Genomic DNA, 25,455 nt, shown 5'->3' with positions numbered 1-25,455 from the left:
CCGGTGCCTAGGCCATCGCGCGGCACATGTCGGCGCAGCGGCGACACGCCTCGGCGCAGCGCGTCATCTGCGGGTCGTCGGGCATGGACATACACGCCTCGGCGCACATGTCACAGGCCTTGGCGCACATCGCGCACATCTCGGCCGACAGCGGCGAGCGGCGCATCATCATGTCCGCGCACATACGGGTCATCTCGGAGCAGTCGATCAGGGCCCGCATGATCTGCATCTGCGCCTGACCGCCCTTCTGCATGCAGGAGCTCATGGTCTCCTCGCACACCGAGTGGCAGGACATGCACGCGTCGACGCAGTCCTGCATCGCCTTGCTCATCGCGGTCATGGTTCCGGGCTGGGTCATGGCTCCTCCTGGGGTGAGTGAGGGCGGAAGGGGTCCGTGGCCGGACCCCGTGCCCTTCCGTCGTACGCCTCCCCGCCACCGCGCGCCATCGGGCGGACGCGCACAATTCACCACGAATGCGATGCCACCGAAACGCAACGAAGGTCCCGCAAAGCGACAAAAGCCCCCGGATTCGCTCCGGGGGCTTGTGAGTCGATACTCCGAACGGCTGGCGCCGTGACGGACAGGGGCGCTACGGCAAGTTCCTCGCCATGACGATCCGCTGGACTTGATTCGTGCCCTCGTAAATTTGCGCGCCTACGTACGAAGCCCCTCCCAGAGAGGGTGCCCCCAGCATGCGCCCATGATCGCCAACAGTCCGCGCAGCCAGGAGACGCGCTGAAGGCACCTCCGTCAGTCGCGCGGGCCTGGCGCGGGGTCCGCGGTTTCCCTTTCCGCCAACCATGATCACGCATACGCAGGAGAAGGCACCCTCACGCGCCCGTTCGCTACTCAGCTGTCCAGTGCTCCGAAGGATCCATTGCCAGCACCTCGTTGCAAGTGATGACGACCGGCGCGTTCAGCCTCTTCCCGTGCGCGGCCCGAAGCCGCGGCGATCTCCTCGTAGGTCCATCCCTTGCGCAGACGCTCCCCCTGGGCATCGATGACGTCGATGGCCAGGCCGGTCCACTCCTCGGCAGGCTGTTCGGGGACGAGCCCCAGTTCGTACACAGCGTCCTGGAGGAGGGATTCGGTGACGCGTATGCCAGTCAGCCTCTCGGCCAGAGCGAGGACCGCCACCTTCCCGTCCACGTCCGGGGCGCTCTCGTCATGTTCTCCCTCGGGAGTCAGAGGGAAGCCGACTTCCCGCAACAAGGGGACCAGTTCATCGGGGCTGTTGCCGTCGCGCGCCCAGGGGCTCTCGAACGTCGTACGGAGCTCACCGTCCTCGAACCAGTGGAAGAGGTGGATGGGCTTGCCACCGTTGCTCGAGTGCGACACGACCCGGCCGCCCTTCGACAGCGTCTCCACGCACCCGCCCTCGATCCGCCGGCCACCATCGAAGCCGAGGACGAGTGTCCAATCGCCGTTCTCGCCCGAAGCAGTGAAGGCGCCCGCCACGTAGGACTCGTCCCAGTAGTCGTACTCCGCCTCGGCACGGTGGGCGTCGTCCGCCTCGAACAGCGCGACCACTCCCTGTCCAGTGCCGCGCGATTCCGCATCCATCTCGCGCAGCACCTCGCGCGGGCTCCGACCCCGAATCAGCGTCAGGGTGTATCCGCTCGCCATCGCGTGGCCGAAAAGCGGCGAGGTGCGGATCCAGGCGTAGTCGTGAGCGGTCACCAGGTTCATACGGCGCAGTGTGCCCGACGCCTCTGACAGTGTCCGGTGCAAGCCGGCTCTTACATCTGGAGCATGGACTCGGGCTGCGCCGAGTCCATGACAGCATCATGATCGCGTGACGAGCCCCATGCACTTCGGGCGTCTTGGCTACCCGCTTCGGCCATTTCCCCAAGTGCTGCCTTGACCTTGTCCGTCAACTCTCCACCTGCCTTACCGGCAACCGTGGTCAGGAAGCCGTCCCTTCTGGCTCGCTTCAGGTGATCCTTCACCGTCTCAGGTCGGCGGCCGATGAGCCGGGCCAGCCATGGAATGGGCGCGGGAGCCCCAAAATCCGCCATGGCGGTGTACGTGGCTACCAGCAAGATCAAGTACCGCTCCGAGACGCCTTCGCCCTCCAGGGCGAGCCCCGCCGCCTCCCCCATCTCATTCAGCTTCCCTGCCGCCTCCTCCAACGTTCGCTGGGCTTCGGGAGCCTGCTTGGCCAGTTCCAGGGCTGCGGCTACATCAAGCCTGCGCAGGACAGTGGTCGAGATGCCCCGTGCCACTTCACGAGCAGGGGCATCTCCGGCCGGCTCGATGGTGATCCGCTGCGGTCCCCCGTTGATCGGCCCTACGGGCCACCACATGCGGACCATCCACGCGCCTTGCTGCTGAGTGATCTCGAACCCGCCGTCATCCGCTGCCACATCGCTCAAATTAGCACACCCAGGGGGTTCCACCCTGTGTTGACAACCCAGGGTGGTCAATGTGCAAACTTTGTAGCACCGGGGAGTCACCGGCGGGACGACGGGGCGGGCCCGTACGTCGGCAGCACCAGAAGGGGGCCGCTCCAGTGTCAAGGGCATGGGTCGCACGCTCGAAGGACGACCCGAAGAAGTGGACGACGTACTGGTACGACCCGGACGGCAAACAACGCCAGAAGACCTTCGAGACCAAGAAGCGGGCTGACGATCAACGCAAGCGCAAGGCGCAGGAACTCGACGCCGGGACCTATCTCGACGACCGCTTGGGCAAGCAGCCCGTGACGGCTGTGTGGGAGCAGTGGACGAATCGAAGGAAGCTGGAGAACAGCACCAAGAAGCAGTACCGGTCGATCCTCAACACGACCATTGAGCCGTTCTTCAAAGCCCGCTCCATCGTGTCCCTGAAGGTCGCTGATGTTGAGCAGTGGCTCCTGTGGATGGAGCAGGACCGGAAGCTGTCCGCCCGCACACGGCGTCAGCGGTTCTCGTTCTTCTCCGGGATGATGGACTGGGCTGTCGTCAACGAGATCATTGGCCGGAACCCGTGCAAGAAGGTCAAGGGCGCGGGAAGCCGCGCCAAGGAGATCCGGGAGCAGAAGAGCACCGCAAGGCGGCTCACGACGCGGGAAGTTCTGGCCATGCTGGATGCCGCTCCTCCGCGATACCGCGCGATGCTGTGGCTCATGGCCGGGTGCGGCCTGCGGCTGGGTGAGGCCATGGCGGTGTCCCGCGATCAGATCGACTTCAAGACCGAGACGCTTCGCGTCGACTTCCAGATCGCGGAGGACGGAGACACCGCGTCGGGGAAGAACAGCGCGATCCAACGGCGGCACATCAAGGCTCGTGACGAAGGCGAGCCAGGGCGTTCCGTCCCCCTCCCGCCGAACGTCGCCTTCGAGCTTCGGCGGCACATCAGGAACCACCGCGTATGGGGGCCGGAGCGGCTTCTCTTCCCCAACGTGACTCGGACCGGTTACCTCTACGCGTCGTACTTCTACCCGAAGATCTGGATGGAAGCTCTGGGCAAGGGACAGGTGAGGTACTGCAAGGCGCACTCACTCCGGCACTACTACGGGTCGCGACTGCTGTACGCCGGAGTCCCCGAGAACGACGTGGCCGACTGGATGGGCCACAGCAGTACGGACGTACTGAGGGAGCACTACCACTACATCTTCGAAGGGGCCGAGCAGCGCGGCAGGGCCGCCATCGCAACGATGCTGACGCCCGGCGCCGACGACCCGATGGAGGCATCTGAAGTCGCCTGATCCGCGTACGACAACAGCCCCCGGCGTCGCGCCGGGGGCTGTGTTGTTTGTGCAGGTCAGTGAGCGTTTTCACCTCGGCATCTGCCCAGGATTCCCCCAGCGTGACGCCCAGGAACAGCCCTGATCGGGCCGCAACGGGCAGAAAGCCGAGAGTGCCCCTCCGGACCTTCGAAACAGCTCCTGACCTGCAAAAACATTGCTACGGCAAGTTCCTCGCCATCACGATCCGCTGGACTTGATTCGTGCCTTCATAAATTTGCGTGATCTTGGCGTCGCGCATCATGCGCTCCACCGGGTAGTCACGGGTGTAGCCGTAGCCGCCGAGGAGCTGGACGGCGTCCGTGGTGACCTCCATGGCCACGTCGGAGGCGAAGCACTTGGCGGCGGCGCCCAGGTAGGTGAGGTCGGCGTCGCCGCGCTGGGAGGCGGCGGCGGCCTGGTAGGTCAGGGCGCGGGCGGCCGAGATCTTCATGGCCATGTCGGCGAGCATGAACTGGATGCCCTGGAAGTCGGCGATCGGCTTGCCGAACTGCTTGCGCTCCTTGACATAGCCCTTGGCGTAGTCGAGGGCGCCCTGGGCGATGCCGAGGGCCTGCGCGGCGATGGTGATGCGGGTGTGGTCCAGGGTCTGCATGGCGGTGGCGAAGCCCGTGCCCTCGTCGCCGATCATGCGGTCGGCGGGGATGCGCACGTTGTCGAGGTAGACCTCGCGGGTCGGGGAGCCCTTGATGCCGAGCTTCTTCTCGGGGGCGCCGAAGGAGACGCCCTCGTCCGACTTCTCGACGACGAAGGCCGAGATGCCCTTGGAGCGCTTCTCGGGGTCGGTCACGGCCATCACCGTGTAGTACTCGGAGACGCCGGCGTTGGTGATCCAGCGCTTCACGCCGTTCAGCACGTAGTGGTCGCCGTCGCGGACCGCGCGGGTCTTCATACCGGCCGCGTCGGAGCCCGCGTCGGGCTCGGAGAGGCAGTACGAGAACATGCCGTCGCCCTGGGCGAGCGTCGTCATGTACTTCTTCTTCAGCGCCTCGGAGCCGGAGAGGATCACCGGCAGGGAGCCCAGCTTGTTCACGGCGGGGATGAGGGAGGACGAGGCGCAGACCCGCGCCACCTCCTCGATGACGATCACCGTGGCGAGCGCGTCCGCGCCCGCGCCGCCGTACGACTCGGGTACGTGGACCGCGTGCAGGTCGCTCGCCACGAGCGCGTCGAGCGCCTCCTGCGGGAAGCGGGCCTCCTCGTCCACCGCGGCGGCGTGGGGCGCGATCTTCGCCTCGGCCAGCGCGCGAACGGTGTCGCGGAGCATCTCATGCTCCTCGGACGGGCGGTACAGGTCGAAGTCAGCCGATCCGGCCAAGGTCTCTCACGCTCCAAGGAAGACGCTGTGGTGCTGCTGGCGCTAACTACCGTTAAGTAACCGAAATTTTAGAGGTTCGCCCGCGCACAGGGGTACGTGAGCTTGACGACAGCGGGAAAACTGCCTGTCGACACCGACAGCTATGCTCGGCCCCGCACTACCGACGCTACCCAGTGGAGTCCCCCATGGCCCTCAAGATCACCGTGATCGGTACCGGTTACCTCGGCGCCACCCACGCCGCGGCGATGGCCGAGCTCGGGTTCGAGGTACTGGGGCTCGACGTGGTCCCCGAGAAGATCGAGATGCTCCGCCGGGGCGAGGTCCCGATGTACGAGCCCGGCCTCGAGGAGCTGCTGCGCAAGCACGTCGCCGGGATCGAGGGCTCCAGCGGGCGGCTGCGGTTCACCACGGACTACGCCGAGGTGGCGGCGTTCGGCGACGTCCACTTCGTCTGCGTGAACACCCCGCAGAAGCACGGCGAGTACGCCTGCGACATGAGTTACGTCGACTCCGCCTTCGCCTCCCTCGCGCCGCATCTGACCGGTCCCGCGCTGGTCGTCGGCAAGTCGACCGTGCCCGTCGGCTCGGCCGACCGCCTCGCCGCCCACCTCGCCGAGCACGCGCCCGCCGGCGCGGACGCCGAGCTGGCCTGGAACCCGGAGTTCCTGCGCGAGGGCTTCGCCGTCGAGGACACCCTGCGCCCGGACCGGATCGTGGTCGGCGTGCGCAGCGACCGGGCCGAGAAGCTGCTGCGCGAGGTGTACACGACGCCGGTCGCCCAGGGCTCGCCGTTCGTGGTGACCGACTTCCCGACCGCCGAGCTGGTGAAGACCTCCGCGAACTCCTTCCTCGCCACCAAGATCTCCTTCATCAACGCGATGGCGGAGGTGTGCGAGGCCGCGGACGGCGACGTGCTGAAGCTGGCCGAGGCCATCGGCTACGACGACCGCATCGGGAGCAAGTTCCTGCGGGCCGGGATCGGCTTCGGCGGCGGCTGTCTGCCGAAGGACATCCGGGCGTTCATGGCGCGCGCCGGTGAGCTGGGTGCCGACCAGGCGCTGACCTTCCTGCGCGAGATCGACTCCATCAACATGCGCCGGCGCGGGCAGATGGTGGAGATGGCGCGGGAGGCGCTCGGCGGGGGCTCCTTCCTGGGCAGGCGGGTGGCCGTGCTCGGCGCCGCGTTCAAGCCCGACTCCGACGACGTCCGCGACTCGCCCGCGCTGAACGTCGCCGGGCAGATCCACCTCCAGGGCGGCCAGGTGACGGTGTACGACCCGAAGGGCATGGCCAACGCCCGGCGGCTCTTCCCGACGCTGGGGTACGCCGACTCGGCGCGGGCGGCGGTGGAGGGCGCGGACGTGGTGCTGCACCTGACGGAGTGGCGTGAGTTCCGCGAGCTGGACCCGGCGGTGCTGGGCGAGGCCGTGAAGTCCCGCGTCATCCTGGACGGCCGCAACGCCCTCGACCCGGAGCTGTGGCGGCGGGCGGGCTGGACGTACCGCGCGATGGGCCGGCCGACGGCCTGAGCGCGGCGCGGGAGCCGGGTCCGGACGGCGACGCCCCCGACGGCGATACCGACCGACGACGACGGCGATGGTCGGCCGACGACGGCGGCCCGACGGCGACGGCGGCCCTCACTACGGCACCGGCCCGACGGCGACGCCGGTTCGGCCGAGGCTCAGTCGGCCGAACCGGCGTCCTCACGCATTCTGCACCACGGGCCCGTCCCTCAGGCGCCCTTCGCCCGGTACCGGCGCATCTTCGCGCGCGCCCCGCACACCGACATGGAGCACCAGCGGCCCCGGCCGGCCGGGCTGCGGTCGTAGTACGCCCAGTGGCAGTCGGGCAGCTCACAGCCCTTGAGCCGTTGCCAGGTGCCCTCGGTCAGCGCCTGTGCCACCGCCGCCGCCACCCGCGCCAGCAGTGTTTCCCCTTCGGCCGGCACGAGGCGCGCCGAGCCGTCCCGCTCGTCGACCGCGACGTACAGCGGTGCCCGCGCCAGCAGTTCGCCCAGGGGTGTCACCGTGCGGTGCGGCGGGTGCCCGGCGTGCGCGAGGCAGGCGGCGCGCAGCGACTCGCGCAGTTCGCGTGCGTCGTGCAGGTCCCGTTCGCCGATCCCGAAGGGGGCCCGGCCGTCGGCCATGTCGAGGGCGTCGCGGCCCGATTCCAGGTCGACGGTGTTGACCAGGGCCTCCACCAGGGCGAGGCCGCCGGGCGCGGGCAATCTCGCGGTCATGGTTGCGACGTTACCGCCTTTGCGGGAGCATGAGGTAACCGTTACCGGTTGAGTCCGTCTGCGGGTAACCCCTTCCGTGGGCAATCACCTGAGGAGTGGTCATGGCTCTCGCACAGCTCGGCGCCGTCGTCCTGGACTGTCCCGACCCCCGCGCGCTGGCCGGTTTCTACGCCGAACTGCTCGGCGGCACCGTCGAGGGCGACGAGGAGTGGACGGACCTGAAGGTCCCCGGCGGGCAGCTCCTGGCCTTCCAGGCGTCGCCCGGCTTCACGCCCCCGAAGTGGCCGTCCGCCGAGGACTCCCAGCAGTTCCATCTGGACCTCACGGTCGAGGACCTGGACGCGGCCGAGGCGGGCGTGCTGGCGCTGGGCGCCCGGGTGCTGGACGCCGAGGACCCTTCACGCACGTGGCGTGTGTACGCGGATCCGGCGGGGCACCCGTTCTGCCTCTGCGCCTGCTGATCCGAAAGGCAGCTCCATGACACCCGGGATCCGTTTCCGCTTCGTCGTCCTCGACTGTCCCGAACCTCTCGCGCTCGCCCGCTTCTACGCGGGGCTCCTGGGCGGTACCCCGCGGCAGCAGGACGACGAGTGGGTCGTCCTGCGGGTCCCGGGTGGCCCGGGGCTGGCCTTCCAGCGGGTGGACGGCTACACACCGCCGGAGTGGCCGCGCGCGGACCGCACTCCGCAGCAGTTCCACCTCGATCTCGACGCCGGGTCGACCTGGGAAGAGGTGGACGCGGCCGAGAAGCGGGTGCTGGAGCTGGGCGCGCGGGTACTGGACGCGGAGGACTACGGGACCAGGGACTTCCGCGTCTACGCCGACCCGGCGGGGCACCCGTTCTGCCTCTGCCGGATCGAGCACACCTGAGACCGGCGGCCCCGCCACGACGAGCACCCCTGACATCGGCGGTCCCTTCTCTCCCACTCGGGTCTTTCCCCGGTCAGGTCATTCCCCGGTCAGGCGTCCAGTTCCGCGATCCGCGCGGTCGACGGCGCGCGCCGCTCCTGTGCCGCGCGGGCGGCGGATTCGGCCGTGCGCAGGACGCGCTGGAGGTTCCCCCAGGTCAGCAGGGCCAGATCGGTCTCCGGCCAGCCGCGTCGCAGAAGCTCGGCGACGAGATGCGGGTAGCAGGAGGCGTCGGTCAGTTCCTGCGGATGGGCGCATCCGGCGTCGTAGGTGCCGGACAGGCCCACGCTGCCGGGCCCGGCGACCGTGCGGACGTGGTCGAGGTGGTCGGCGACGTCCCGTACGGTCGGCCCGGTCTGCTCCGCCGTCAGCGGGACCAGGCACAGGCCCTTCGCCCTGCCCAGCGCGGTGAGCAGTTCGTCGGGGAGGTTGGCGGGGTGGGGGCGCAGGGCGCGGGCGCCCGAGCGGGTGCACAGGACGGGCGACTTGGAGGCGGCGAGGACGCGTTCGACGGTCCGCTCGGAGGCGCCGGAGAGGTCGGCGAGCACACCGAGGCGGTTCATCTCGCGTACGACCTCCTCGCCGAAGCGGGTCAGCCCCGCCTCGCTCGCCCAGGTGGTGCCGGTGAGGGTGACGACGCGCAGGCCGAGGGCGTGCAGGACGCGCAGCAGACTCACGGAGTCGTCCAGCGCGGCGGCGGTGGCCGGGCCCAGCAGCACGGCGGTGCGGCCGCAGTTGCGGGCGTCGATGACCTGCCCGGCGGTGCGGGCCAGGCGCAGTCCCTCGGGGTGGTTGCCGATCACCGTGCGGACCAGGTCCAGTTGTTCCAGGGTGGCGGCGACGGCCCGGTCGGCGGCCAGGCCGTCGGGCAGATGCAGCGAGCAGAGCAGGGCGCCGACATGGCCCTGCCGCATCCGGGGGACGTCGGTGTCGACGGCGGACTCGCCCAGTTCCAGGTCGTACCAGGGCAGATGGCGCAGCGCCCATGGCAGCCCGCTGTAGCCGTCGGCGACCGGGTGGGCGGCGAGCAGGGCGTGCGCCCGGCCCAGCAGGTCGGGGTCCCGCTCGTCCGTGCCGGGGTGGGGAGCCGGCGGGAACGGGGGGTCCAGGGTCAGGGCGTCGAACTCGCCGGCCTCCGCGGTGGTGTCCAGGTCGTTCTGGAGTTCGGCCATGGCTGGCTCCGTACGTGCGCGGGCGATCGCTGTACGGCCACCGTCGCACGGGCCACCGGAGGGCTCCTGGTGGGCGCGGCGTTCGGGGGAGCCGGGGCGAGGGGCGCCGGGCGGCCTCCGGCGGGGCGGGTTCCGGCGGGCCGGGTTCCGGCGGGCCGGGTTCCGGCGGGCCGGGTTCCGGCGGGCCGGGCCGGGCCGGGGCGTCGGCCCCGGGCCGCTCCCCGGCCCGGCCCGCCGTCGCGGTCAGCCGTCCAGCGATTCGATCGTCGCGTTGGACGGGCCGCGGGTGGACTTCAGGTCCCGGGCCACGTCCTCGGCCGCGCCGAGGACCCGTACCGCGTTCTGCCAGGTCAGCTTGGCCAGGTCGGTCCTGGACCAGCCGCGGTCCAGGAGTTCCGCGACGAGGTGCGGGTAGCCGGAGACGTCCTCCAGGCCCTCGGGGGTGAAGGCGGTGCCGTCGTAGTCGCCGCCGATGCCCAGGTGGTCGACTCCGGCCACCTCGCGCATGTGGTCGAGGTGGTCGGCGACGGTCGCCACGGTCGCGACCGGGCGGGGGTTGCGCTCCTCGAAGTCACGGTGGACCCGCATCGCCTCGGCGGTGGTGTCGAGGTGGTGGAAGCCGTGCGCGCGCATGTTCGCGTCCGCCTCGGCGGTCCAGTCGACGGCCGCCTGGAGCACGAATTTCGGCACGAAGGTCACCATGGCGACGCCGCCGTTGGCGGGCAGGCGCTCCAGGATGTCGTCGGGGATGTTGCGCGGGTGGTCGCAGACTGCGCGGGCGGAGGAGTGCGAGAAGATCACGGGGGCGGCGGTGGTGTCCAGCGCGTCCCGCATGGTCGTCGGCGCCACGTGCGAGAGGTCCACGAGCATGCCCTCGCGGTTCATCTCGCGGACCACCTCGCGGCCGAAGGCCGACAGGCCGCCGACCCCGGGCTCGTCGGTCGCGGAGTCCGCCCAGGCCACGTTGTCGTTGTGGGTGAGGGTCAGATAGCGCACGCCGAGCGCGTACAACGCCCGCAGTGTCGCGAGGGAGTTGTCGATGGAGTGGCCGCCCTCGGCCCCCATGAGGGAGGCGATACGGCCCTCCGCGCGCGCCGCCTCCATGTCACCGGCCGTCAGCGCGGGTGCGAGCACCTTCGGGTAGCGGACGAGCAACTGCCGTACGCAGTCGATCTGCTCCAGCGTCGCGGGCACCGCGCCGGGCAGGTCCGAGCGGACGTACACCGACCAGAACTGCGCCCCGACCCCGCCCTCGCGCAGCCGCGGCAGGTCGGTGTGGAGGTGAGCGCCCTGGGGAGTGGAGATGTCCCGGGCGTCGAGGTCGTAGCGGACCTGTTCACGCAGCGCCCAGGGCAGGTCGTTGTGCCCGTCGGCCACGGGGAACTCGCGCAGCAGTTCCCTTGCCTCGTCCAGTGCGGTCATGTCCGCCCCCTGTCTGTCGCCATCAGTTGCCGAAACGTTTCTTGCGTGAGGTGCCAGGACGCGCTGCCGCCGTCAGCCGCCGGACCGGCCCTCGCCGTCACTTGCCGGACCGGCCCTCGCCGTCGACTGCCGGACCGGCCTTCATCGTCGACTGCCGGACCGGCCCTCGCCGTCGACTGCCCATCCGGCCCTCGCCGTCACTTGCCGAAGCCGAAGCCGCCGCTCGCGCCGTCGACCTTGGCGCGCAGCCGCTTGCCCTTCTCGGTGGCCTGGTCGTTCAGCTCCTGCTGGAAGTCCCGCATCCGGCCGAGGAGGTCCTCGTCGTGGGTGGCGAGGATGCGGGCCGCGAGCAGTCCGGCGTTGCGGGCACCCGCGACGGAGACCGTGGCGACCGGCACGCCGGCCGGCATCTGCACGATGGACAGGAGGCTGTCCATGCCGTCCAGGTACTTCAGCGGCACGGGGACACCGATCACCGGCAGCGGGGTCACGGACGCGAGCATGCCGGGCAGATGGGCGGCGCCGCCCGCGCCGGCGATGATCACCTTGAGTCCCCGTTCGGCGGCCTGCTCGCCGTAAGTGACCATCTCGCGCGGCATCCGGTGCGCGGAGACGACGTCGACCTCGTAGGCGATCTCGAACTCGTCGAGCGCCTTGGCGGCGGCCTCCATGACGGGCCAGTCGGAGTCCGACCCCATGACGATGCCAACAACAGGGCTCATTCGGTGATCGTGCCTCTCAGGTAGCCGGCTGCGTGACGGGCGCGCTCCAGCACGTCGTCGAGGTCGTCGCCGTAGGTGTTGACATGACCGACCTTGCGGCCGGGCTTCACGTCCTTGCCGTACATGTGGATCTTCAGCTTGGGGTCGCGGGCCATGCAGTGCAGGTACGCGGAGTACATGTCGGGGTAGTCGCCACCGAGGACGTTGACCATGACGGTCCACTTCGCCCGCGGACGCGGGTCACCCAGCGGGAGGTCGAGGACGGCCCGCAGATGGTTGGCGAACTGGGAGGTGATGGCGCCGTCCATCGACCAGTGGCCGGAGTTGTGCGGGCGCATCGCCAGCTCGTTGACGAGGATCCGCCCGTCGCGGGTCTGGAACAGCTCGACCGCGAGATGGCCGACGACGCCGAGTTCCTTGGCGATGGTCAGCGCCATCTCCTCGGCGCGCAGGGCGAGCGCCTCGTCGAGGCCGGGGGCGGGCGCGATCACCGTGTCGCAGACGCCGCCGACCTGCTGGGACTCGACCACCGGGTAGGCGACGGCCTGGCCGTGCGGGGAGCGGACGACGTTCGCCGCGAGTTCCCGTACGAAGTCGACCTTCTCCTCGGCGAGGACGGGGACGCCGGCGCGGAACGGCTCGGCGGCCTCCTCGACGGAGCCCACCACCCACACCCCCTTGCCGTCGTAGCCGCCGCGGACGGTCTTGAGGACGACGGGGAACCCCTCGCCCTCGGCCGCGAACGCGGCCACGTCCTGCGGGTCGCTCACGAGGCGGTGGCGCGGACACGGCACACCGATCGCCACGAGCTTCGCCCGCATCACGCCCTTGTCCTGGGCGTGCTGGAGCGCCTCGGGGCCGGGGCGCACGGGGATGCCGTCCGCCTCCAGGGCCCGTAGGTGCTCGGTGGGTACATGCTCGTGATCGAACGTGATCACGTCGCACCCGCGTGCGAAGGCGCGCAGCGTGTCGAGATCGCGATAGTCGCCGATCACGACATCGCTCACCACCTGGGCCGCGGAATCCTGAGGGGTGTCACTGAGGAGCTTGAACCTGATGCCCGACGGGATGCCTGCTTCGTGCGTCATACGCGCGAGCTGGCCCCCGCCGATCATGCCGACTACCGGGAACGTCACACCCCCAGGATATCGGCCGGGCCAGGTCGGCCGGTTTCCGCCTCGTCGGCGGGTGTGTTCTTCGGCGGGCGTGAGGACATACACAGGCGATCACGGGAGGCCGGTGGTTAGCATGGCGGAGTTGCCGAGACCGACCGACTGGGGGCCTGTACGACCATGGGACGTGGTTCCGCAGGGCTGCGCAGACTGGTACGGGAGGTCGCGAGGTTCGGGGCGGTGGGCGGCGCGGGTCTGCTCGTCAACCTCCTCGTGTTCAACCTGGTACGGCATGTGACCGAGCTCCCGGTGGTGCGCGCCAGCGTGATCGCGACGGTGGTGGCGATCGCCTTCAACTACGTGGGCTTCCGCTACTTCGCCTACCGCGACCGCGACAAGAGCGGCCGTACGCGGGAACTGACCCTGTTCCTGCTGTTCAGCGCGGTCGGCCTGGTGATCGAGAACGGGGTGCTGTACGCCGCGACGTACGGGTTCGGCTGGGACAGCAGGCTCCAGAGCAACATCTTCAAGTTCCTCGGCATCGGCGTCGCGACGCTCTTCCGGTTCTGGTCCTACCGCTCCTGGGTGTTCCGGGCGCTGCCCGCCCGGGAGGCGGTGGCCGGCGCGGAATCGTTCCTGGAGACCTCCGAGCCCGCACGGCGGGCGCAGCGGGCCCGGGTGTGAGCCCCCGGGTGTGAGCCCAGGGTCGCGGCCCCGTCGGCGTCCGCCTCAGCGGACCGTCCGCTCCTCGTCCGACGCCTTCCCCAGCGGTGTGCGCGACAGGAACAGCCCGAAGACCGGGGGCTGCGCCTGGAGCATCTCCAGGCGTCCGCCGTCGGCCTCCGCCAGGTCGCGGGCGACGGCCAGGCCGATGCCGGTGGAGTTGCGGCCGCTGATCGCGCGCTCGAAGATGCGGGCGCCTAGATCGGCCGGGACGCCCGTGCCCTCGTCGGTGACCTCGATGACCGCCTGGTTGCCGGTGACGCGGGTGCGCAGGGCGACCGTGCCGCCCCCGTGCATCAGGGAGTTCTCGATCAGCGCCGCCAGCACCTGCGCGACCGCCCCGGGCGTGCCCACCGCCTCCAGATGCCGCTTGCCGGAGCTGACGATCGCGCGGCCCACGCCTCGGTAGGCCGGACGCCACTCGGCGAGCTGCTGCTGGATGACCTCGTCGAGGTCGAAGGTGACCGCGGAGCCGGTGCGCGGGTCGCGGCTGTTGGTGAGCAGCCGCTCCACGACGTCCGTGAGGCGTTCCACCTGCGTGAGCGCGATGGTCGCCTCCTCCTTCACGGTCGTCGGGTCGTCGGTGAGGGTGATCTCCTCCAGCCGCATCGACAGCGCGGTGAGCGGGGTGCGCAGCTGGTGGGAGGCATCCGCGGCGAGACGGCGCTCGGCGGTCAGCATCCGGGCGATGCGTTCGGCGGAGGCGTCCAGGACGTCGGCGACGCGGTCCAGCTCGGGCACGCCGTACCGCTTGCGGCGGGGCCGGGGGTCGCCGGAGCCGAGGCGCTCGGCGGTCTCCGCGAGGTCGGTGAGCGGGGAGGCGAGGCGGTTGGCCTGCCGCCAGGCGAGCAGCACCGCGGCGATGACGGCCAGCAGGGCCACCGCGCCGATCATCAGCAGGGTGTTGCCGACCTCCCGGGTCACCGCGGAGCGCGGCTCCTGGACGGTGACCGTCTCGCCCTCCTCGCCCTGCCGGGTCGACTCGATGACGTCGCCGGACGGCTTCTGGCCGATCTCGATCGGCCGCTGGCCGGGGATGTGGACCACGGCGTAGCGCTCGTCGCCGACCTGGTCGACGAGGATCTGGGAGGTGATCTGCTCATGGCCGAGAATCCGGCTGTCGACGATGCCGGTCAGCCGGACCGCCTCGGACTCGACCCGCTCCTGGGCGCTGGTGCTGATCGTGCGGGTCTCCACGACGAAGAGGGAGACGCCGAAGACGGCGATCACGACGAGCACCACGGCGAGCGTGGACTGGATCAGTCGGCGGCGCATGTCCCTCTTACCCGTGTATTACCCGCTGCTTACCCCTGGGGGCCGGCGCGGGGCTAGCTCTTCTCGAAGCGGAAACCCACGCCGCGCACGGTCGCGATGTAGCGGGGGTTGGCCGCGTCGTCGCCCAGCTTCTTGCGCAGCCAGGAGATGTGCATGTCGAGCGTCTTGGTCGAGGACCACCAGGTGGTGTCCCAGACCTCGCGCATCAGCTGGTCGCGGGTGACCACCCGGCCGGCGTCCCGCACCAGGACCCGCAGCAGGTCGAACTCCTTGGCGGTGAGCTGGAGCTCCTCCTCGCCCATCCAGGCGCGGTGCGACTCGACGTCGATCCGCACCCCGTGCGTGGCGGGCGGCTGCTGGGGCTCGGCGGCACCGCGCCGCAGCAGGGCCCGGACCCGGGCGAGCAGCTCGGCGAGGCGAAAGGGCTTGGTGACGTAGTCGTCGGCGCCGGCGTCGAGTCCGACGACGGTGTCCACCTCGTCGGCGCGCGCCGTGAGGATCAGGATGGGCACGGTGTGGCCCTCGGCGCGCAGCCTGCGCGCCACCTCCAGGCCGTCCATGCCGGGCAGCCCGAGGTCCAGCACGACCAGGTCGACGCCGCCCTGGATGCCCGCGTCGAGCGCGGTCGGTCCGTCCTCACGCACCTCGACCTCGTAACCCTCCCGGCGCAGTGCGCGCGCCAGCGGCTCCGAGATGGACGCGTCGTCCTCGGCGAGCAGTACACGGGTCATGAGCTGATGGTAGTCCGCCGGGGCCCTGGGAACGGGTGCGATGACGAGGCCGGGATTCTTACCCGGCCGTGCTTCGGTACGAACCTGGATCTGTGGCGTGCGGCCGTTCGGAGGCCTTGGAAAGGGCGAGCGCGGTTCCCGCGACACCTGTGATACCCGTCTCAAGTCCTTCCAATTCAGGCAGTGTCCTGTCGTATGGTGATTGAACGCCTGTAGCACCGCGAGGACCTTTGGCGGACGTCTGTCGCCAAAGGTCACTTTTGTGTGCGGGCCGGCTTTCCACCGGCCGCGAAAGGAATGACCTGTGGCCGGGCCGCGCGTGCATCGAGGCACGTGCGGCATGGATCCCGGTGGGCGCCGTCCACCGCTCCGTGTTGCGGGGCGAACTCCCCCTGGGCGTGGGGTGGACGACCGATCCGCCGGTGCCGGCCGTACCCCCCACCGGGCGCGCTCCGCTCTATGAGCGCGTCCCGACCAGCAAGGATCGACCATGGCGTCCAGCCTGACGAAGGACTCGGCCCCGGGCACCCCCGGCTCCGAGAAGACCTTCTTCGGCCACCCCCGCGGACTGGCCACTCTCTTCATGACCGAGATGTGGGAGCGGTTCTCCTACTACGGCATGAGGGCACTGCTTCCCCTCTACCTGGTCGCCCCGGGCGGGCTCGGCCTCGACGCGGGTACGGCGATCGCCATCTACTCCGTCTACGTCTCGACGGTGTACCTGCTCGCCCTGCCGGGTGGCTGGTTCGGCGACCGGGTCTGGGGTCCTCGCAGGACGGTCGCGATCGCGGGCGCGGTCATCATGGCCGGTCACCTGATCCTGGCGCTGCCCACCTCGGGCACCTTCTACTTCGGCCTGCTGCTGGTGGCCATCGGCTCCGGCCTGCTGAAGTCCAACATCTCCACGATGGTCGGCCACCTCTACGACGGCCCGAACGACCCGCGCCGCGACGGCGGCTTCACGGTCTTCTACATGGGCATCAACCTGGGTGCCTTCGCCGCTCCGCTGATCATCGGCACCGTCGGCCAGAACGTGAACTGGCACCTCGGCTTCGCGCTGGCCGCGCTCGGCATGGCGCTGGGCCTCGCCCAGTTCCTGATCGGCAGCCGCCACCTGTCGGACCGCTCCAGCACCGTTCCCAAGCCGCTGAGCAGGGACGAGCGCAACGCCACGCTCCACAAGTCCATGATCTGGCTCCTGATCGCGGTGGTCTTCTACGCCGTCGTCGTCGGCACCGGCCACTACACCCTGACCTGGGTGACGGTGCCGCTGCTGATCACCGGTCTGATCGTCCCGGTCGGTGTCCTCGTCCGCATCAAGCGCGACAAGGAGCTGACGGGCGTGGAGCAGTCCCGGGTCTCCGGCTACATCTGGTTCTTCGTCGCCGCGGCCGTGTTCTGGATGATCTACGACCAGGGCGGCTCGACCCTGTCGCTCTTCGCTGACGAGAACGTCGACAACCACGTCCTCGGCTGGGAGTTCCCGATCTCGTGGTTCCAGTCGGTCAACCCCGTGCTGGTGATGGCGCTGGCGCCGGTGTTCGCCACGGTGTGGCTGGCGCTGGCCCGCAGCCGCAAGGAGCCCAGCACGATCGTCAAGTTCGCGGGCGGTCTGGTCCTCATCGGCATCTCGTTCTTCGTCTTCCTGCTGCCGCTGGCGGCTGCCGACGGCGGCAAGGTCTCGCCGTGGTGGATCGTGCTGATCTACTTCTGCCAGACGGCCGGTGAGCTGATGCTGTCCCCGGTGGGCCTTTCGGTGACCACGAAGATGGCCCCGGCGAAGTACGCCTCGCAGATGATGGGTGTCTGGTTCCTGGCGGTCACCGCCGGCGACGCCGTCACCGGTCTGCTCTCGACCTACGGCGTCGACCTCGACAAGTCGGGCGTGGTGGCCGCGGAGGCCGCGCTCGCGGTCCTCGCCGGTGTGGCGATCTTCATGTACCGCAAGCGCGTCAAGGAACTCATGGGCGACGTGAAGTAGCCCCGCGCGCCCGAAGGGGCCACCGCGTCCTCCTCGGACGTGGTGGCCCCTTCGCGTGTCTCAGGACCTGCGTCTTTCACGACCTGCGTCTTTCACGACCTGCGTCTCTCAGAACCTGCGTCCCTCAGAACCTGCGTCTCTCAGGACCTGCGGGGCAGGAACGTGAACACCGCGCCGCCCAGGAGGACCGCCGTACCGGCGACCAGGGCGAGGGCCTTCAGGGTGCCGTTGTCCTCGACGCCCGTCTCGGCGAGGCCGCCACCGGAGTCCGAACCGCCCGCGGACGACCCGCCCGACGCCGAACCGCCCGAGGAGGAACCGCCCGCCGCGCCGCCCGGCTGCCCGGTGGTGTCCAGGGTGAGCGAGACCTCGGTCTTCACCGGCGTGCACGTCGTGGTCGTGCCCAGGGCCTCGACCGTCAGCACACCCGGCGACAGCGTCGACTCACCGCTCGCGCCCGGCTTGTAGGTCCCGGTCAGATCGGGGATCTCGATCGGGTCGCCCGCCTTGATCGCCTCGGAGTTGGTGGGCCCCTCGACATGGACCGTGCCCGTGTCGGCCCCGCCGAGCACCACCTCCATGGACGGCTTGACCGAGTCCTTCGGGATCTCGGCCGGGCTGTCCATCACCGACTCCTTGAAGCGCACGGTGAGATCGAAGCTCCCGCCGTTCCTGCGGGCGTCGATCTGCACCGGCGAGACGGCCTCCTTGTCACCGATGGGCGTCTTGCACGCGTAGGGGACCTGGACCTCCTTGCCGGTGAATTCGGTCTGCCCGCTCGTGGTCGGAGCGGGAGTGCCGGAGGGAGCGGGACTCCCGGAAGGGGCGGGACTCCCGGAGGGACCGGGACCACCGGTCGGTGAGGCGGTGGGCGATGCGCTGTCCGTGGGGCCCGGCGTGGGACTTCCCGTTCCCGAGCCGCCGTCGGCCGGCGTCACATTGATGGTCGCCGCGGCCTGCACGGCCTCCTTCGGGGCGCACTTCGTGTCCGTCGACATGACGTTGATGGCGTACGCGCCGGGCGTGAGCGTCACCGCGCCGGGCGCCGTCAGCTTCAGGGTGCCCTTCATGGCGGACAGCACCATGGCGCCGCCCTTGGGGATCGGCGGGTTCTCCCGGGGCCCTCGCATCGCGATGTCCGCGACCTGGGCGCCGGCCGCCTTCAGGGTGCCGCTCGGCTGCACCGAGTTCGCGGGCAGGTCGATGAGGTCGGGGTTCTTGGAGGCCGCCTGCACGAACGTCCAGACCACCTCCACCTCGTCCCCGACCTTCGCCGCCGCCGGCGCGGCGACCGCCACCTTCGTGGTGCCCTGCACCGGCGGCAGCCCCGAGATCGGCGGCGGCACGCACTCCGTCAGGTACGACACCTCGGCGGCCTGCGCGGGCACGGCGGCGAGCAGCACCCCGGCACCGCCGACCAGCATCGCCAGGGCGGCCGGTGTGACTCTCCTTCGCGTTCTCACGTGGGTCCCTTTCTGAGCGGAGTCGTTGGACTCGGCGGGCTGTCGTCGTGCGGTGCGGAGAGCCGACCGGCCGTGCCCGGATCGGCGTCCGGGGTGAACCACGGCAGGGTCGAGTTCGAGGGGGGCCGCGTTCGCCGGCGGGCGCCCGGGGACGGCAGCCGCACGGGGAGCCGGCGGTGCCTCACCCCGCCCGGCCTGCGCGGCCGCACCCGGTCCACCCCCGCCATCCCGGCGCGGAACACCGCCGCGGGCACCACGAGGCAGACCAGGAGCCAGAACAGCGTCACGCCCCAGGGCCGGCCCACGGCCCAGGGCTGCTCGGCGAGGACCTTCCCGCCGTACTTCAGGGAGACGCTGTAGTCGCCGTGCGCCCCGGCCGCCAGTTCGGCCGGCAGCCGGATCTGCGCTTTGCGGCCCGGCGCGATCGTGCCGCGCCACCGCTGCTCCTGCCACTCGGGCGCGAACACGCCGTGCGAGGTGCCGACCTGGAAGACGGGGTCGGTGACGGCCGAGGTGCCGACGTTGCCGACGGTGAACACGAGGGTGCGGGCGGGCGGCGCGCCGAACCAGGTCAGCAGGCCACTGGAGCCGTCGAGCCGGGTGTCGTCGAGCACCGACAGGCGCCCGCCCGCCGGTTCCGCGGGCAGCGGTTCGACGCTGTGCCCGGCCACCTGGAAGATCGCGTCGGCCTGTGCCTCGGGGCCGGTGACGGCGGCGACGTGCACGACGCACGGGCACGGCACGGGCGGCTCGGCGACGGGCAGTTCCTTGCGGAAGCGGCCCTCCGCGTCGGTGGTGACGGCCCGTCCGTCCGCGTTGGCACAGGAGTTGGTGCCCCCGACCACGCCCCGGGACGGCACGGACTGCCCGCAGATCAGGATCATCAGCAGCGTCCGCTCGCGCCATCCGCCGCCGGTCACGGTGACCGTGCCCCCGGTCCCCGCCTGCGAGGCGGACAGCTTCACGTCCGGCCCGTCGGCGACGGCGGCGGTGGGCGGCGGCACGACCAGCAGCAGCACCGCGAACGCCAGGACCAGCAAGCGCATCCTCACCTCGCCACTCCCGTCAACTCGATCGGCTCACACACTCGTTCAGGCGCGGGCTCGGGAGCCGCACGCCGCCTTCGCCGCAGTACGACGGCCAGTGCCGCCACGCCCAGGACCAGCGCGGCCGTGCCCGCCGCCACCGGTCCCCGCGGCACGAACCCCGCCGAGGTCCGCGCGGTGTCCCGCGCCCCGCCGGCCGCGGTCACCGTCAGCCGTACCTCGACCGCGTCCAGCGCGGGCCGGTCCGCCCAGGGTTCGCTCAGACGCAGGCGCCGGCCCGGGGCGAGCTCGACGGGCAGGGTGCGCGGAGCGCGGTCGAGGAGGGTGCCGAGGACGCCGTCGGCGCGCACGGAGAGGGTGGGCACGAGGTCGGTGGTGCCGCGGTTGACCAGGTCGTACGTGATGCGGTCACCGCGTACGGCGACCCGCTCGACGGTGAGCGCGGACAGTTCGGGGCCGCCGATCCGCAGCAGCAGGGGGACGGAGCGCGCCCCGCCGTCGCCGTCCCGCACGGCGATCGTCCCCGTGCGGTCACCGGGCGCGGCCCCCTCGGGCACGGCCACGGTGAACGAGACGTCGGCGCGGGTGCGGGCGGGCACGCGTATCTCGGCGTCGGCGAAGGTGACCGGGACGCCGGTGCCGGTCAGACGGACGATGACCGGATGCCGTGTGCGGTTGGTCACGGAGACCGTGTCCCGCAGCGCCGTGCCGGGCGCGCCCTCGGCGTAGAAGGAGGGGCGGCCTCCGCCGGCGGGCGCGACGGACCAGCCCTCGCCCGCCGCACGCGCCGCCGGGGCCGTGCACAGCAGGGCGAGGAGCGAGAGGCAGACGGCGTGCACGGCACGGGTGGGACACGACACGGCGGCTCCAGCGGTCGTACTCCGGGATGGTCGGCGGCGTAGCGCCCGGTTCCGGTGGTTCAGCGGGTCACCGCCGGGTTCCAGTGGCGCGGCGGCGCACCGCCCGGCTCCGGTGGCCCGGCGGCGCACCGCCCGGCTCCGGTGGCTCGGCGGCGCACCGCACAGTTCCAGCGGCTCAGCGGCGTGCGCGGGCCGGTTCCAGTGGCTCGGCGGGGCACCGCCCGGTTCCAGCGGCTCAGCGGCGTGCGCGGGCCGGCTGGTTGCGTCGCGTCAGCCACAGCGCGCCCGCCGCGCCCGCCAGCAGGACCGTTCCGCCGAGCGTGCCGAGGGCGATCGCGGAGTCCTCGGGGCCGGTCTGCGGCAGTTCCCCGCCGGCGCCGCCGCCCTGCTGGGGCGCTCCCCCGCCGCCCGACGCGGTGACGTCGAGCGTCAGGGACGGCCCGGGGTCGTTGCTCGGGGTGCAGGTCGTCGTCGTGCCCAGGGCCTTGATGGTGAGGATGCCCGCCGTGAAGGTGACCTTGCCGGTCTTCTTCGGGGTGTAGGTGCCCGACAGGTCGTTGATCTTGATGGGGGTGTCCGCGGGGATCGCGGCCTGGTTGGCGGGGCCGGTCACGGTCACCGTGCCGCTGTCGGCGCCGCCGAGCACGACGGTGGCACTCGGGTTCATCGCGCCCTTGCCGAGTTCGACGGGGCTGGAGGAGACGCCCTTCTGCCAGGACATGGTGATCCGGTAGCCGGATCCGCTCCTGACGCCCTTGATGTCGATGGGGGAGACGGCGCTCTTGTCGCCGATGGGCGTCTTGCACTGGTAGTTGACGTCGACGACCTCGGCCTGGGCAGCCGGGGCGGCGAGCAGCACGGCGGAGCCGGCCAGGGCCGCGGCGGACGCGAGCGCCGCGGTTCGTCTCCGGTACGACACAGTGGACATCGTCGCCCCCTCATTTCCTGACGGCACATCAGATCGGGCCGTCAAGGTACGCCCGGGGGGATGAGGAGGGAAGACGTGAGGCGTGCCGGAAGTGTGGGGATGCCGAACGCCCTAGGCGGGCGCCTGCAGCTCCGCCCAGACCTTCTTGCCGGCGACGCCGGGGGCCCGTACGACCCCCCAGTCCAGACAGAGGCGCTGCACGATGAACATCCCGTGCCCGCCGGGCCGGCCGGCCCGGTGCGGTGTCCGCGGCGCGGGCTGCCCCGTACCGCGGTCGGAGACCTCGATCCGGATCACCTTGTTGTCGCAGCTGAGGAACATCTCGTCCGGCCCCTCCGCGTGCAGGCACGCGTTGGTGACCAGCTCGGAGACGACCAGCAGCACGTCCTCCGCGGCCGCCCGCCGGTCCGCGGTCGCGGCCGGCAACCAGCCCCACGCGTACAGCGCCTGACGGGCGAAGTCGCGGGCCATCGGCACGACGCCGCTCTCGCCGTCGAACGTCAGCCTGCGTACCTGACCTGCCCCCGGCGACACGGTCGCGCCCCCCTCGGACGCCCCGGCAGCGCCGCCGGGCTCCGGGCCGCGGTCGCCCGGCGAATAGGGCCGGGTGGTGCTCATCAGCGCTTCACCTCACCGATCCACCAGTTCACGATTCAAGACTTCAGTTACGAATAGGTCGGTGCTCAGTACTCACTGTCCGCACGCTCGATCACGTTTGCCGCCGACATGTTCAGGATGTCTCCTGCCCGACCGATCCGGGGGAACACCCCCTACTTCGGGACGCCCCGGGACGCTCAGTCGGCATCGCCCTCGCCGGACAGGGCGGCCTCGACCGTGTCGTGCACGGTGAAGACCGCGTCGGCTCCCGTGATCTCGAACACCCGGGCCACCACCGGCTGCATGCCCGCGAGATGCACGCCACCCCCGGCGGCTTCCGCCTTCAGGCGGGCGCCGAGCAGCACGTTCAGGCCCGTCGAGTCGCAGAACTCCAGTCGCGAGCAGTCGACGACCAGACGGCTGAATCCCTTGGCGAGGCAGGCGTCCAGTGGTTCGCGCAACAGATCGGCGGTGTGGTGATCCAGCTCACCCGCCGGAGTCACGACGGCACTACGGCCCTCTTCCCGTACCTCCACCAGAAGCCGGCCCGACTGTGCGCTGCCGACCGTCCCGTGGTCCATGCCGTCTCTCTCTCCCGAGGTCGTGGCTACTGACTGTCGCCCTCGAACACTACGCCTTCCCTACGCCCTTCGACAGCCGAACATCCGCCCAGAAACGGACATATACCCACAGAAGCCACTTGCGAAGGGTTCGGGGAAGCGGGTAGGGCTAGTAGAGACACCCAACCGAAACGGCCGGCTTCGGAGGCGCCGCACACCGCAGTGCACGAATTGGCTTCGGCAGCCTTATGCCGAGAACGATGGAGGACATCATGTCACCCCGGCTCGACGCATCGCACGCCCGGACGGCGACGTCGACACCCGCTTCGGAACATCTGGATCCCCTCGCGCAGGACGGCGAGACGTTCGCCGTCCCCGAGGACGCCCTCGGCGTCCAGGACGACGTACTGGCCGGACTTCCGGAGATTCCCCCTTACGACGAGGTCGGTCCCGTCGATGCGCGGGCCCTGTCCAAGACCCTCTTCGAGCGGCTGGAATCGCTGGAGGAAGGCACGCACGAGTACTCCTACGTACGGAACACGCTCGTCGAACTCAACCTCGCGCTGGTCAAGTTCGCCGCCTCCCGCTTCCGCTCCCGCAGCGAGCCGATGGAGGACATCATCCAGGTCGGCACCATCGGCCTGATCAAGGCGATCGACCGCTTCGAACTCAGCCGTGGCGTCGAGTTCCCCACCTTCGCCATGCCCACCATCATCGGCGAGATCAAGCGGTTCTTCCGTGACACCTCGTGGTCCGTGCGCGTTCCGCGCCGGCTGCAGGAGCTCCGGCTCGACCTGGCGAAGGCCGGCGACGAGCTGGCCCAGCGGTTCGATCGCGCGCCCACGGTGGCGGAGCTGGCGGAGCGGCTCGGGCTGTCCCACGACGAGGTCGTCGAGGGCATGGCCGCGTCGAACGCGTACACCGCCTCCTCGCTGGACGCGCAGCCCGAGGAGAACGACAGCGAGGGCGCCCTCGCCGACCGCATCGGGTACGAGGACCACGGGATCGAGGGCATCGAGTACGTCGAGTCCCTCAAGCCGCTGATCGCGGAACTCCCCCACCGGGACCGGAAGATCCTGTCCCTCCGCTTCGTCAGCAACATGACCCAGTCCGAGATCGGCGAGGAACTGGGCATCTCCCAGATGCACGTGTCGCGGCTGCTGTCCCGGACGCTGGGACGGCTGCGCAAGGGACTGACGGCCGAGGACTGAGGCCGGCCCACCCACAGGCTTTCCGTCCGGCGCCTTCGGGCGCCGGACGCGCCGTACCGGCCCTACCACCCCTACCGCACGGGCCGCCACAGCGGTCCCCGCACGAGCCGCTTTTCGGCCCACCGCACGCCCCGTCGAGCGAGCCGCCACAGCGGTCCCCGCACCGGCCGCCTTTCGACCCACCGCACGCCCCGTCGAGCGAGCCGCCGTGTCGGCCGTGCCGCACGAACTTTCGCGCATGCCGCCCTGGCGATCCCCGTACGGACCGCCTTCCACCCCACCACACGGGCCACCGGACGGGCCGCCGGACGGGCCGCCTTGTCGGCCACCGCGCGCACTCCCCGTACACGCCTCCGCACGGGCCGCCTTGTCCGCCGTCACGCAGGGCGCCGCACGGCCCTGTATCGACCTCCGCGCGGGCCCCCGTATCGGTATCCGCACAGGCCCCCGTACCGACCTCCGCGCGGTCCTGTGTACCGGTCACGCATCAGCCGCGCATCAGCCGCCTCATTACCATCGGTAACCCCTTTCCTCACAGACCCCTCTCCACCACTATGGGCACCTTCCAAACTGGCCGGTACGTCAGGGACTTGGGCGAGCTCCGGCAAGGCCGCTAGGAGGCGGGTGAATGACTCGGCCCGAAGGGACCGACAACGACGAGGCGGACGACGCGCATTCCGGCGCGTCCGACGCACGGCTGACCGAACTGCTGCGCGCCGGCACCGCCGCCGCCTATCCGGCGCTCCAGGAGCTGCGCGCCCGGCATCAGGCGTCGGTCCTCACCTATGCCCGGCTGTGCACGACCGGCGACTCGTCGGCCCGTCAACTGGCGGCCCAGGCCTTCACGCTGGCGGCCCGCAAGACGGCACGGGGCACCGATCCGACCGCCCCGTGGCGACACCAACTCCTGCTGCTGACCGGCCGGGTGGCCGCGACCTGGGCCGAGGGCGACCGCGCGGCGGCGCTCGACTCGGGACTGCTGCTGGTCCTCAACACGGGCGGGCCCGACGGCCCCCTCCCGCCCATGCTCGCCGCCTACCGCGCGCTGCCCGAGCGTTCCCGCGGCCTGATCTGGTACGGCCTCGTCGAGCAGGAGAGCGCCGAGCGGACCGCCCTGCTGCTGGGCATCACCCGCGAGGACGTCACGTACGGCATCGAGCCGGCGCTGAGCACGCTCGGCCGGTCCCTGCTGCGGTCCCGGCTGGCCGCCTCCGACGACCCGAACTGCCATGACTTCCAGCGGCTGATCGAGGAGTCGCTGCGGCCGCAGTCGCCCCGGCACAGTCCCGACCTGGCCGCCCACATGGCGCACTGCCCGCACTGCGCCACCGCCTACGAGGAACTGACCGGCCTGCGCGACGCACCGCGCACGGCGCTGGCGGAGGGGCTGGTGCCGTGGGCCGGCGCGGCCTACGCGGCGCGGACCGGCGGCCGCACCCGCTTCGGGCACGTGCTGCT

General features: G+C 70.8%; 24 protein-coding genes and 1 pseudogene. 8 read left to right on the top strand and 17 right to left on the bottom strand.

Going from position 1 to position 25,455, the window contains the following annotated elements; genetic code table 11:
- Positions 1–7: 7 nt before the first annotated feature.
- From ACWCPM_RS27560 to ACWCPM_RS27550, 3 genes are all read right to left on the bottom strand, one after another.
- Positions 8–358 carry a four-helix bundle copper-binding protein gene (locus ACWCPM_RS27560; RefSeq protein ID WP_450978946.1) on the bottom strand — a complete coding sequence of 117 codons (351 nt, stop codon included), beginning with the start codon at positions 356–358 and terminating at the stop codon, positions 8–10.
- Positions 359–850: 492 nt separating this feature from the next.
- Positions 851–1,690 (bottom strand): DUF6461 domain-containing protein, encoded by an 840-nt coding sequence (locus tag ACWCPM_RS27555; RefSeq protein ID WP_450978945.1) that lies wholly within the window; start codon positions 1,688–1,690, stop codon positions 851–853.
- Between the two features lie 50 nt (positions 1,691–1,740).
- Positions 1,741–2,367 (bottom strand): hypothetical protein, encoded by a 627-nt coding sequence (locus ACWCPM_RS27550; protein WP_450978944.1) that lies wholly within the window; start codon positions 2,365–2,367, stop codon positions 1,741–1,743.
- Between the two features lie 146 nt (positions 2,368–2,513).
- Here ACWCPM_RS27550 and ACWCPM_RS27545 point away from each other — a divergent pair, with 146 nt between their 5' ends.
- The gene (locus tag ACWCPM_RS27545; protein ID WP_450978943.1) at positions 2,514–3,689 is read left to right on the top strand and encodes a tyrosine-type recombinase/integrase; all 1,176 of its coding nucleotides are present in this window, start codon (positions 2,514–2,516) and stop codon (positions 3,687–3,689) included.
- Between the two features lie 199 nt (positions 3,690–3,888).
- Here the strand turns inward: ACWCPM_RS27545 and ACWCPM_RS27540 are convergent, their stop codons facing one another.
- Positions 3,889–5,046: an acyl-CoA dehydrogenase gene (locus ACWCPM_RS27540; protein WP_450978942.1), complete on the bottom strand. Its 1,158-nt coding sequence runs from the start codon at positions 5,044–5,046 to the stop codon at positions 3,889–3,891.
- 185 nt (positions 5,047–5,231) lie between these two features.
- Between ACWCPM_RS27540 and ACWCPM_RS27535 the strand changes: the two genes are divergently transcribed.
- The gene (locus tag ACWCPM_RS27535; RefSeq protein WP_450978941.1) at positions 5,232–6,575 is read left to right on the top strand and encodes a UDP-glucose dehydrogenase family protein; all 1,344 of its coding nucleotides are present in this window, start codon (positions 5,232–5,234) and stop codon (positions 6,573–6,575) included.
- A 203-nt stretch (positions 6,576–6,778) separates the two neighbouring features.
- Here ACWCPM_RS27535 and ACWCPM_RS27530 read toward each other — a convergent pair whose 3' ends face one another.
- Entirely contained in the window at positions 6,779–7,285 is a 507-nt protein-coding gene (locus ACWCPM_RS27530; RefSeq protein ID WP_450978940.1) for a CGNR zinc finger domain-containing protein, read from the bottom strand.
- A 101-nt stretch (positions 7,286–7,386) separates the two neighbouring features.
- Here ACWCPM_RS27530 and ACWCPM_RS27525 point away from each other — a divergent pair, with 101 nt between their 5' ends.
- Together ACWCPM_RS27525 and ACWCPM_RS27520 are read left to right on the top strand one after the other, a co-directional pair.
- Positions 7,387–7,746 carry a VOC family protein gene (locus ACWCPM_RS27525; protein WP_450978939.1) on the top strand — a complete coding sequence of 120 codons (360 nt, stop codon included), beginning with the start codon at positions 7,387–7,389 and terminating at the stop codon, positions 7,744–7,746.
- 16 nt (positions 7,747–7,762) lie between these two features.
- Positions 7,763–8,155, top strand: a complete 393-nt coding sequence (locus ACWCPM_RS27520; RefSeq protein WP_450978938.1) for a VOC family protein — start codon at positions 7,763–7,765, stop codon at positions 8,153–8,155.
- An 89-nt stretch (positions 8,156–8,244) separates the two neighbouring features.
- Here the strand turns inward: ACWCPM_RS27520 and ACWCPM_RS27515 are convergent, their stop codons facing one another.
- The 4 genes from ACWCPM_RS27515 to ACWCPM_RS27500 form a co-directional block, all read right to left on the bottom strand.
- Positions 8,245–9,366: a dipeptidase gene (locus ACWCPM_RS27515; RefSeq protein ID WP_450978937.1), complete on the bottom strand. Its 1,122-nt coding sequence runs from the start codon at positions 9,364–9,366 to the stop codon at positions 8,245–8,247.
- A gap of 243 nt (positions 9,367–9,609) precedes the next feature.
- Entirely contained in the window at positions 9,610–10,788 is a 1,179-nt protein-coding gene (locus ACWCPM_RS27510) for a dipeptidase (protein ID WP_450978936.1), read from the bottom strand.
- 197 nt (positions 10,789–10,985) lie between these two features.
- Positions 10,986–11,510, bottom strand: a complete 525-nt coding sequence (gene purE, locus ACWCPM_RS27505; RefSeq protein ID WP_450978935.1) for a 5-(carboxyamino)imidazole ribonucleotide mutase — start codon at positions 11,508–11,510, stop codon at positions 10,986–10,988.
- Entirely contained in the window at positions 11,507–12,646 is a 1,140-nt protein-coding gene (locus ACWCPM_RS27500) for a 5-(carboxyamino)imidazole ribonucleotide synthase (protein WP_450978934.1), read from the bottom strand. The genes purE and ACWCPM_RS27500 overlap by 4 nt, the downstream gene beginning before the upstream one ends.
- Before the next feature lie 156 nt (positions 12,647–12,802).
- Here ACWCPM_RS27500 and ACWCPM_RS27495 point away from each other — a divergent pair, with 156 nt between their 5' ends.
- Entirely contained in the window at positions 12,803–13,306 is a 504-nt protein-coding gene (locus tag ACWCPM_RS27495) for a GtrA family protein (RefSeq protein ID WP_450978933.1), read from the top strand.
- A 45-nt stretch (positions 13,307–13,351) separates the two neighbouring features.
- On the opposite strand, the gene ACWCPM_RS27490 is transcribed toward ACWCPM_RS27495, so the two are convergent.
- Both ACWCPM_RS27490 and ACWCPM_RS27485 read right to left on the bottom strand, forming a co-directional pair.
- Positions 13,352–14,620 carry an ATP-binding protein gene (locus tag ACWCPM_RS27490; RefSeq protein ID WP_450978932.1) on the bottom strand — a complete coding sequence of 423 codons (1,269 nt, stop codon included), beginning with the start codon at positions 14,618–14,620 and terminating at the stop codon, positions 13,352–13,354.
- Between the two features lie 53 nt (positions 14,621–14,673).
- Positions 14,674–15,351 (bottom strand): response regulator transcription factor, encoded by a 678-nt coding sequence (locus ACWCPM_RS27485; RefSeq protein WP_400034624.1) that lies wholly within the window; start codon positions 15,349–15,351, stop codon positions 14,674–14,676.
- A 490-nt stretch (positions 15,352–15,841) separates the two neighbouring features.
- Between ACWCPM_RS27485 and ACWCPM_RS27480 the strand changes: the two genes are divergently transcribed.
- Complete coding sequence (locus ACWCPM_RS27480; RefSeq protein ID WP_450978931.1) at positions 15,842–17,332, top strand: peptide MFS transporter; 1,491 nt, start codon at positions 15,842–15,844, stop codon at positions 17,330–17,332.
- Positions 17,333–17,472: 140 nt separating this feature from the next.
- Here ACWCPM_RS27480 and ACWCPM_RS27475 read toward each other — a convergent pair whose 3' ends face one another.
- The 6 genes from ACWCPM_RS27475 to ACWCPM_RS27450 form a co-directional block, all read right to left on the bottom strand.
- Positions 17,473–18,756, bottom strand: a complete 1,284-nt coding sequence (locus ACWCPM_RS27475; protein WP_450978975.1) for a hypothetical protein — start codon at positions 18,754–18,756, stop codon at positions 17,473–17,475.
- A gap of 35 nt (positions 18,757–18,791) precedes the next feature.
- Positions 18,792–19,841: a hypothetical protein gene (locus tag ACWCPM_RS27470; RefSeq protein ID WP_450978930.1), complete on the bottom strand. Its 1,050-nt coding sequence runs from the start codon at positions 19,839–19,841 to the stop codon at positions 18,792–18,794.
- A gap of 2 nt (positions 19,842–19,843) precedes the next feature.
- Complete coding sequence (locus tag ACWCPM_RS27465) at positions 19,844–20,701, bottom strand: COG1470 family protein (RefSeq protein WP_450978929.1); 858 nt, start codon at positions 20,699–20,701, stop codon at positions 19,844–19,846.
- Between the two features lie 235 nt (positions 20,702–20,936).
- The gene (locus tag ACWCPM_RS27460) at positions 20,937–21,620 is read right to left on the bottom strand and encodes an LPXTG cell wall anchor domain-containing protein (protein WP_450978974.1); all 684 of its coding nucleotides are present in this window, start codon (positions 21,618–21,620) and stop codon (positions 20,937–20,939) included.
- Between the two features lie 120 nt (positions 21,621–21,740).
- A complete protein-coding gene (locus ACWCPM_RS27455; RefSeq protein WP_450978928.1) occupies positions 21,741–22,247 on the bottom strand; it encodes an ATP-binding protein in 507 nt (168 codons plus the stop codon).
- A 176-nt stretch (positions 22,248–22,423) separates the two neighbouring features.
- Positions 22,424–22,807, bottom strand: a complete 384-nt coding sequence (locus ACWCPM_RS27450; RefSeq protein WP_450978927.1) for an STAS domain-containing protein — start codon at positions 22,805–22,807, stop codon at positions 22,424–22,426.
- Positions 22,808–23,046: 239 nt separating this feature from the next.
- On the opposite strand from ACWCPM_RS27450, the gene ACWCPM_RS27445 reads away from it, so the two are divergent.
- Positions 23,047–23,997 carry an RNA polymerase sigma factor SigF gene (locus ACWCPM_RS27445; RefSeq protein ID WP_450978926.1) on the top strand — a complete coding sequence of 317 codons (951 nt, stop codon included), beginning with the start codon at positions 23,047–23,049 and terminating at the stop codon, positions 23,995–23,997.
- A gap of 628 nt (positions 23,998–24,625) precedes the next feature.
- Positions 24,626–25,455 (top strand): annotated as a pseudogene (locus ACWCPM_RS27440) (ricin-type beta-trefoil lectin domain protein); the annotation flags it as partial.

This window comes from Streptomyces sp. NPDC002309, from assembly GCF_053593375.1.
The sequence above is the reverse complement of the archived record's forward strand: the minus strand, read 5'-3'. Positions and strand labels throughout refer to the sequence as shown.

Bases quoted from the DNA above. Each gene is read 5' to 3' on its own strand.
- ACWCPM_RS27560 (WP_450978946.1), bottom strand. From the start codon at position 358: ATGACCCAGCCCGGAACCATGACCGCGATGAGCAAGGCGATGCAGGAC.
- ACWCPM_RS27555 (WP_450978945.1), bottom strand. From the start codon at position 1,690: ATGAACCTGGTGACCGCTCACGACTACGCCTGGATCCGCACCTCGCCG.
- ACWCPM_RS27535 (WP_450978941.1), top strand. From the start codon at position 5,232: ATGGCCCTCAAGATCACCGTGATCGGTACCGGTTACCTCGGCGCCACC.
- ACWCPM_RS27530 (WP_450978940.1), bottom strand. From the start codon at position 7,285: ATGACCGCGAGATTGCCCGCGCCCGGCGGCCTCGCCCTGGTGGAGGCC.
- ACWCPM_RS27525 (WP_450978939.1), top strand. From the start codon at position 7,387: ATGGCTCTCGCACAGCTCGGCGCCGTCGTCCTGGACTGTCCCGACCCC.
- ACWCPM_RS27520 (WP_450978938.1), top strand. From the start codon at position 7,763: ATGACACCCGGGATCCGTTTCCGCTTCGTCGTCCTCGACTGTCCCGAA.
- ACWCPM_RS27515 (WP_450978937.1), bottom strand. From the start codon at position 9,366: ATGGCCGAACTCCAGAACGACCTGGACACCACCGCGGAGGCCGGCGAG.
- ACWCPM_RS27510 (WP_450978936.1), bottom strand. From the start codon at position 10,788: ATGACCGCACTGGACGAGGCAAGGGAACTGCTGCGCGAGTTCCCCGTG.
- purE (WP_450978935.1), bottom strand. From the start codon at position 11,510: ATGAGCCCTGTTGTTGGCATCGTCATGGGGTCGGACTCCGACTGGCCC.
- ACWCPM_RS27495 (WP_450978933.1), top strand. From the start codon at position 12,803: ATGGGACGTGGTTCCGCAGGGCTGCGCAGACTGGTACGGGAGGTCGCG.
- ACWCPM_RS27490 (WP_450978932.1), bottom strand. From the start codon at position 14,620: ATGCGCCGCCGACTGATCCAGTCCACGCTCGCCGTGGTGCTCGTCGTG.
- ACWCPM_RS27485 (WP_400034624.1), bottom strand. From the start codon at position 15,351: ATGACCCGTGTACTGCTCGCCGAGGACGACGCGTCCATCTCGGAGCCG.
- ACWCPM_RS27480 (WP_450978931.1), top strand. From the start codon at position 15,842: ATGGCGTCCAGCCTGACGAAGGACTCGGCCCCGGGCACCCCCGGCTCC.
- ACWCPM_RS27475 (WP_450978975.1), bottom strand. From the start codon at position 18,756: ATGCTGGTCGGCGGTGCCGGGGTGCTGCTCGCCGCCGTGCCCGCGCAG.
- ACWCPM_RS27470 (WP_450978930.1), bottom strand. From the start codon at position 19,841: ATGCGCTTGCTGGTCCTGGCGTTCGCGGTGCTGCTGCTGGTCGTGCCG.
- ACWCPM_RS27455 (WP_450978928.1), bottom strand. From the start codon at position 22,247: ATGAGCACCACCCGGCCCTATTCGCCGGGCGACCGCGGCCCGGAGCCC.
- ACWCPM_RS27450 (WP_450978927.1), bottom strand. From the start codon at position 22,807: ATGGACCACGGGACGGTCGGCAGCGCACAGTCGGGCCGGCTTCTGGTG.
- ACWCPM_RS27445 (WP_450978926.1), top strand. From the start codon at position 23,047: ATGGAGGACATCATGTCACCCCGGCTCGACGCATCGCACGCCCGGACG.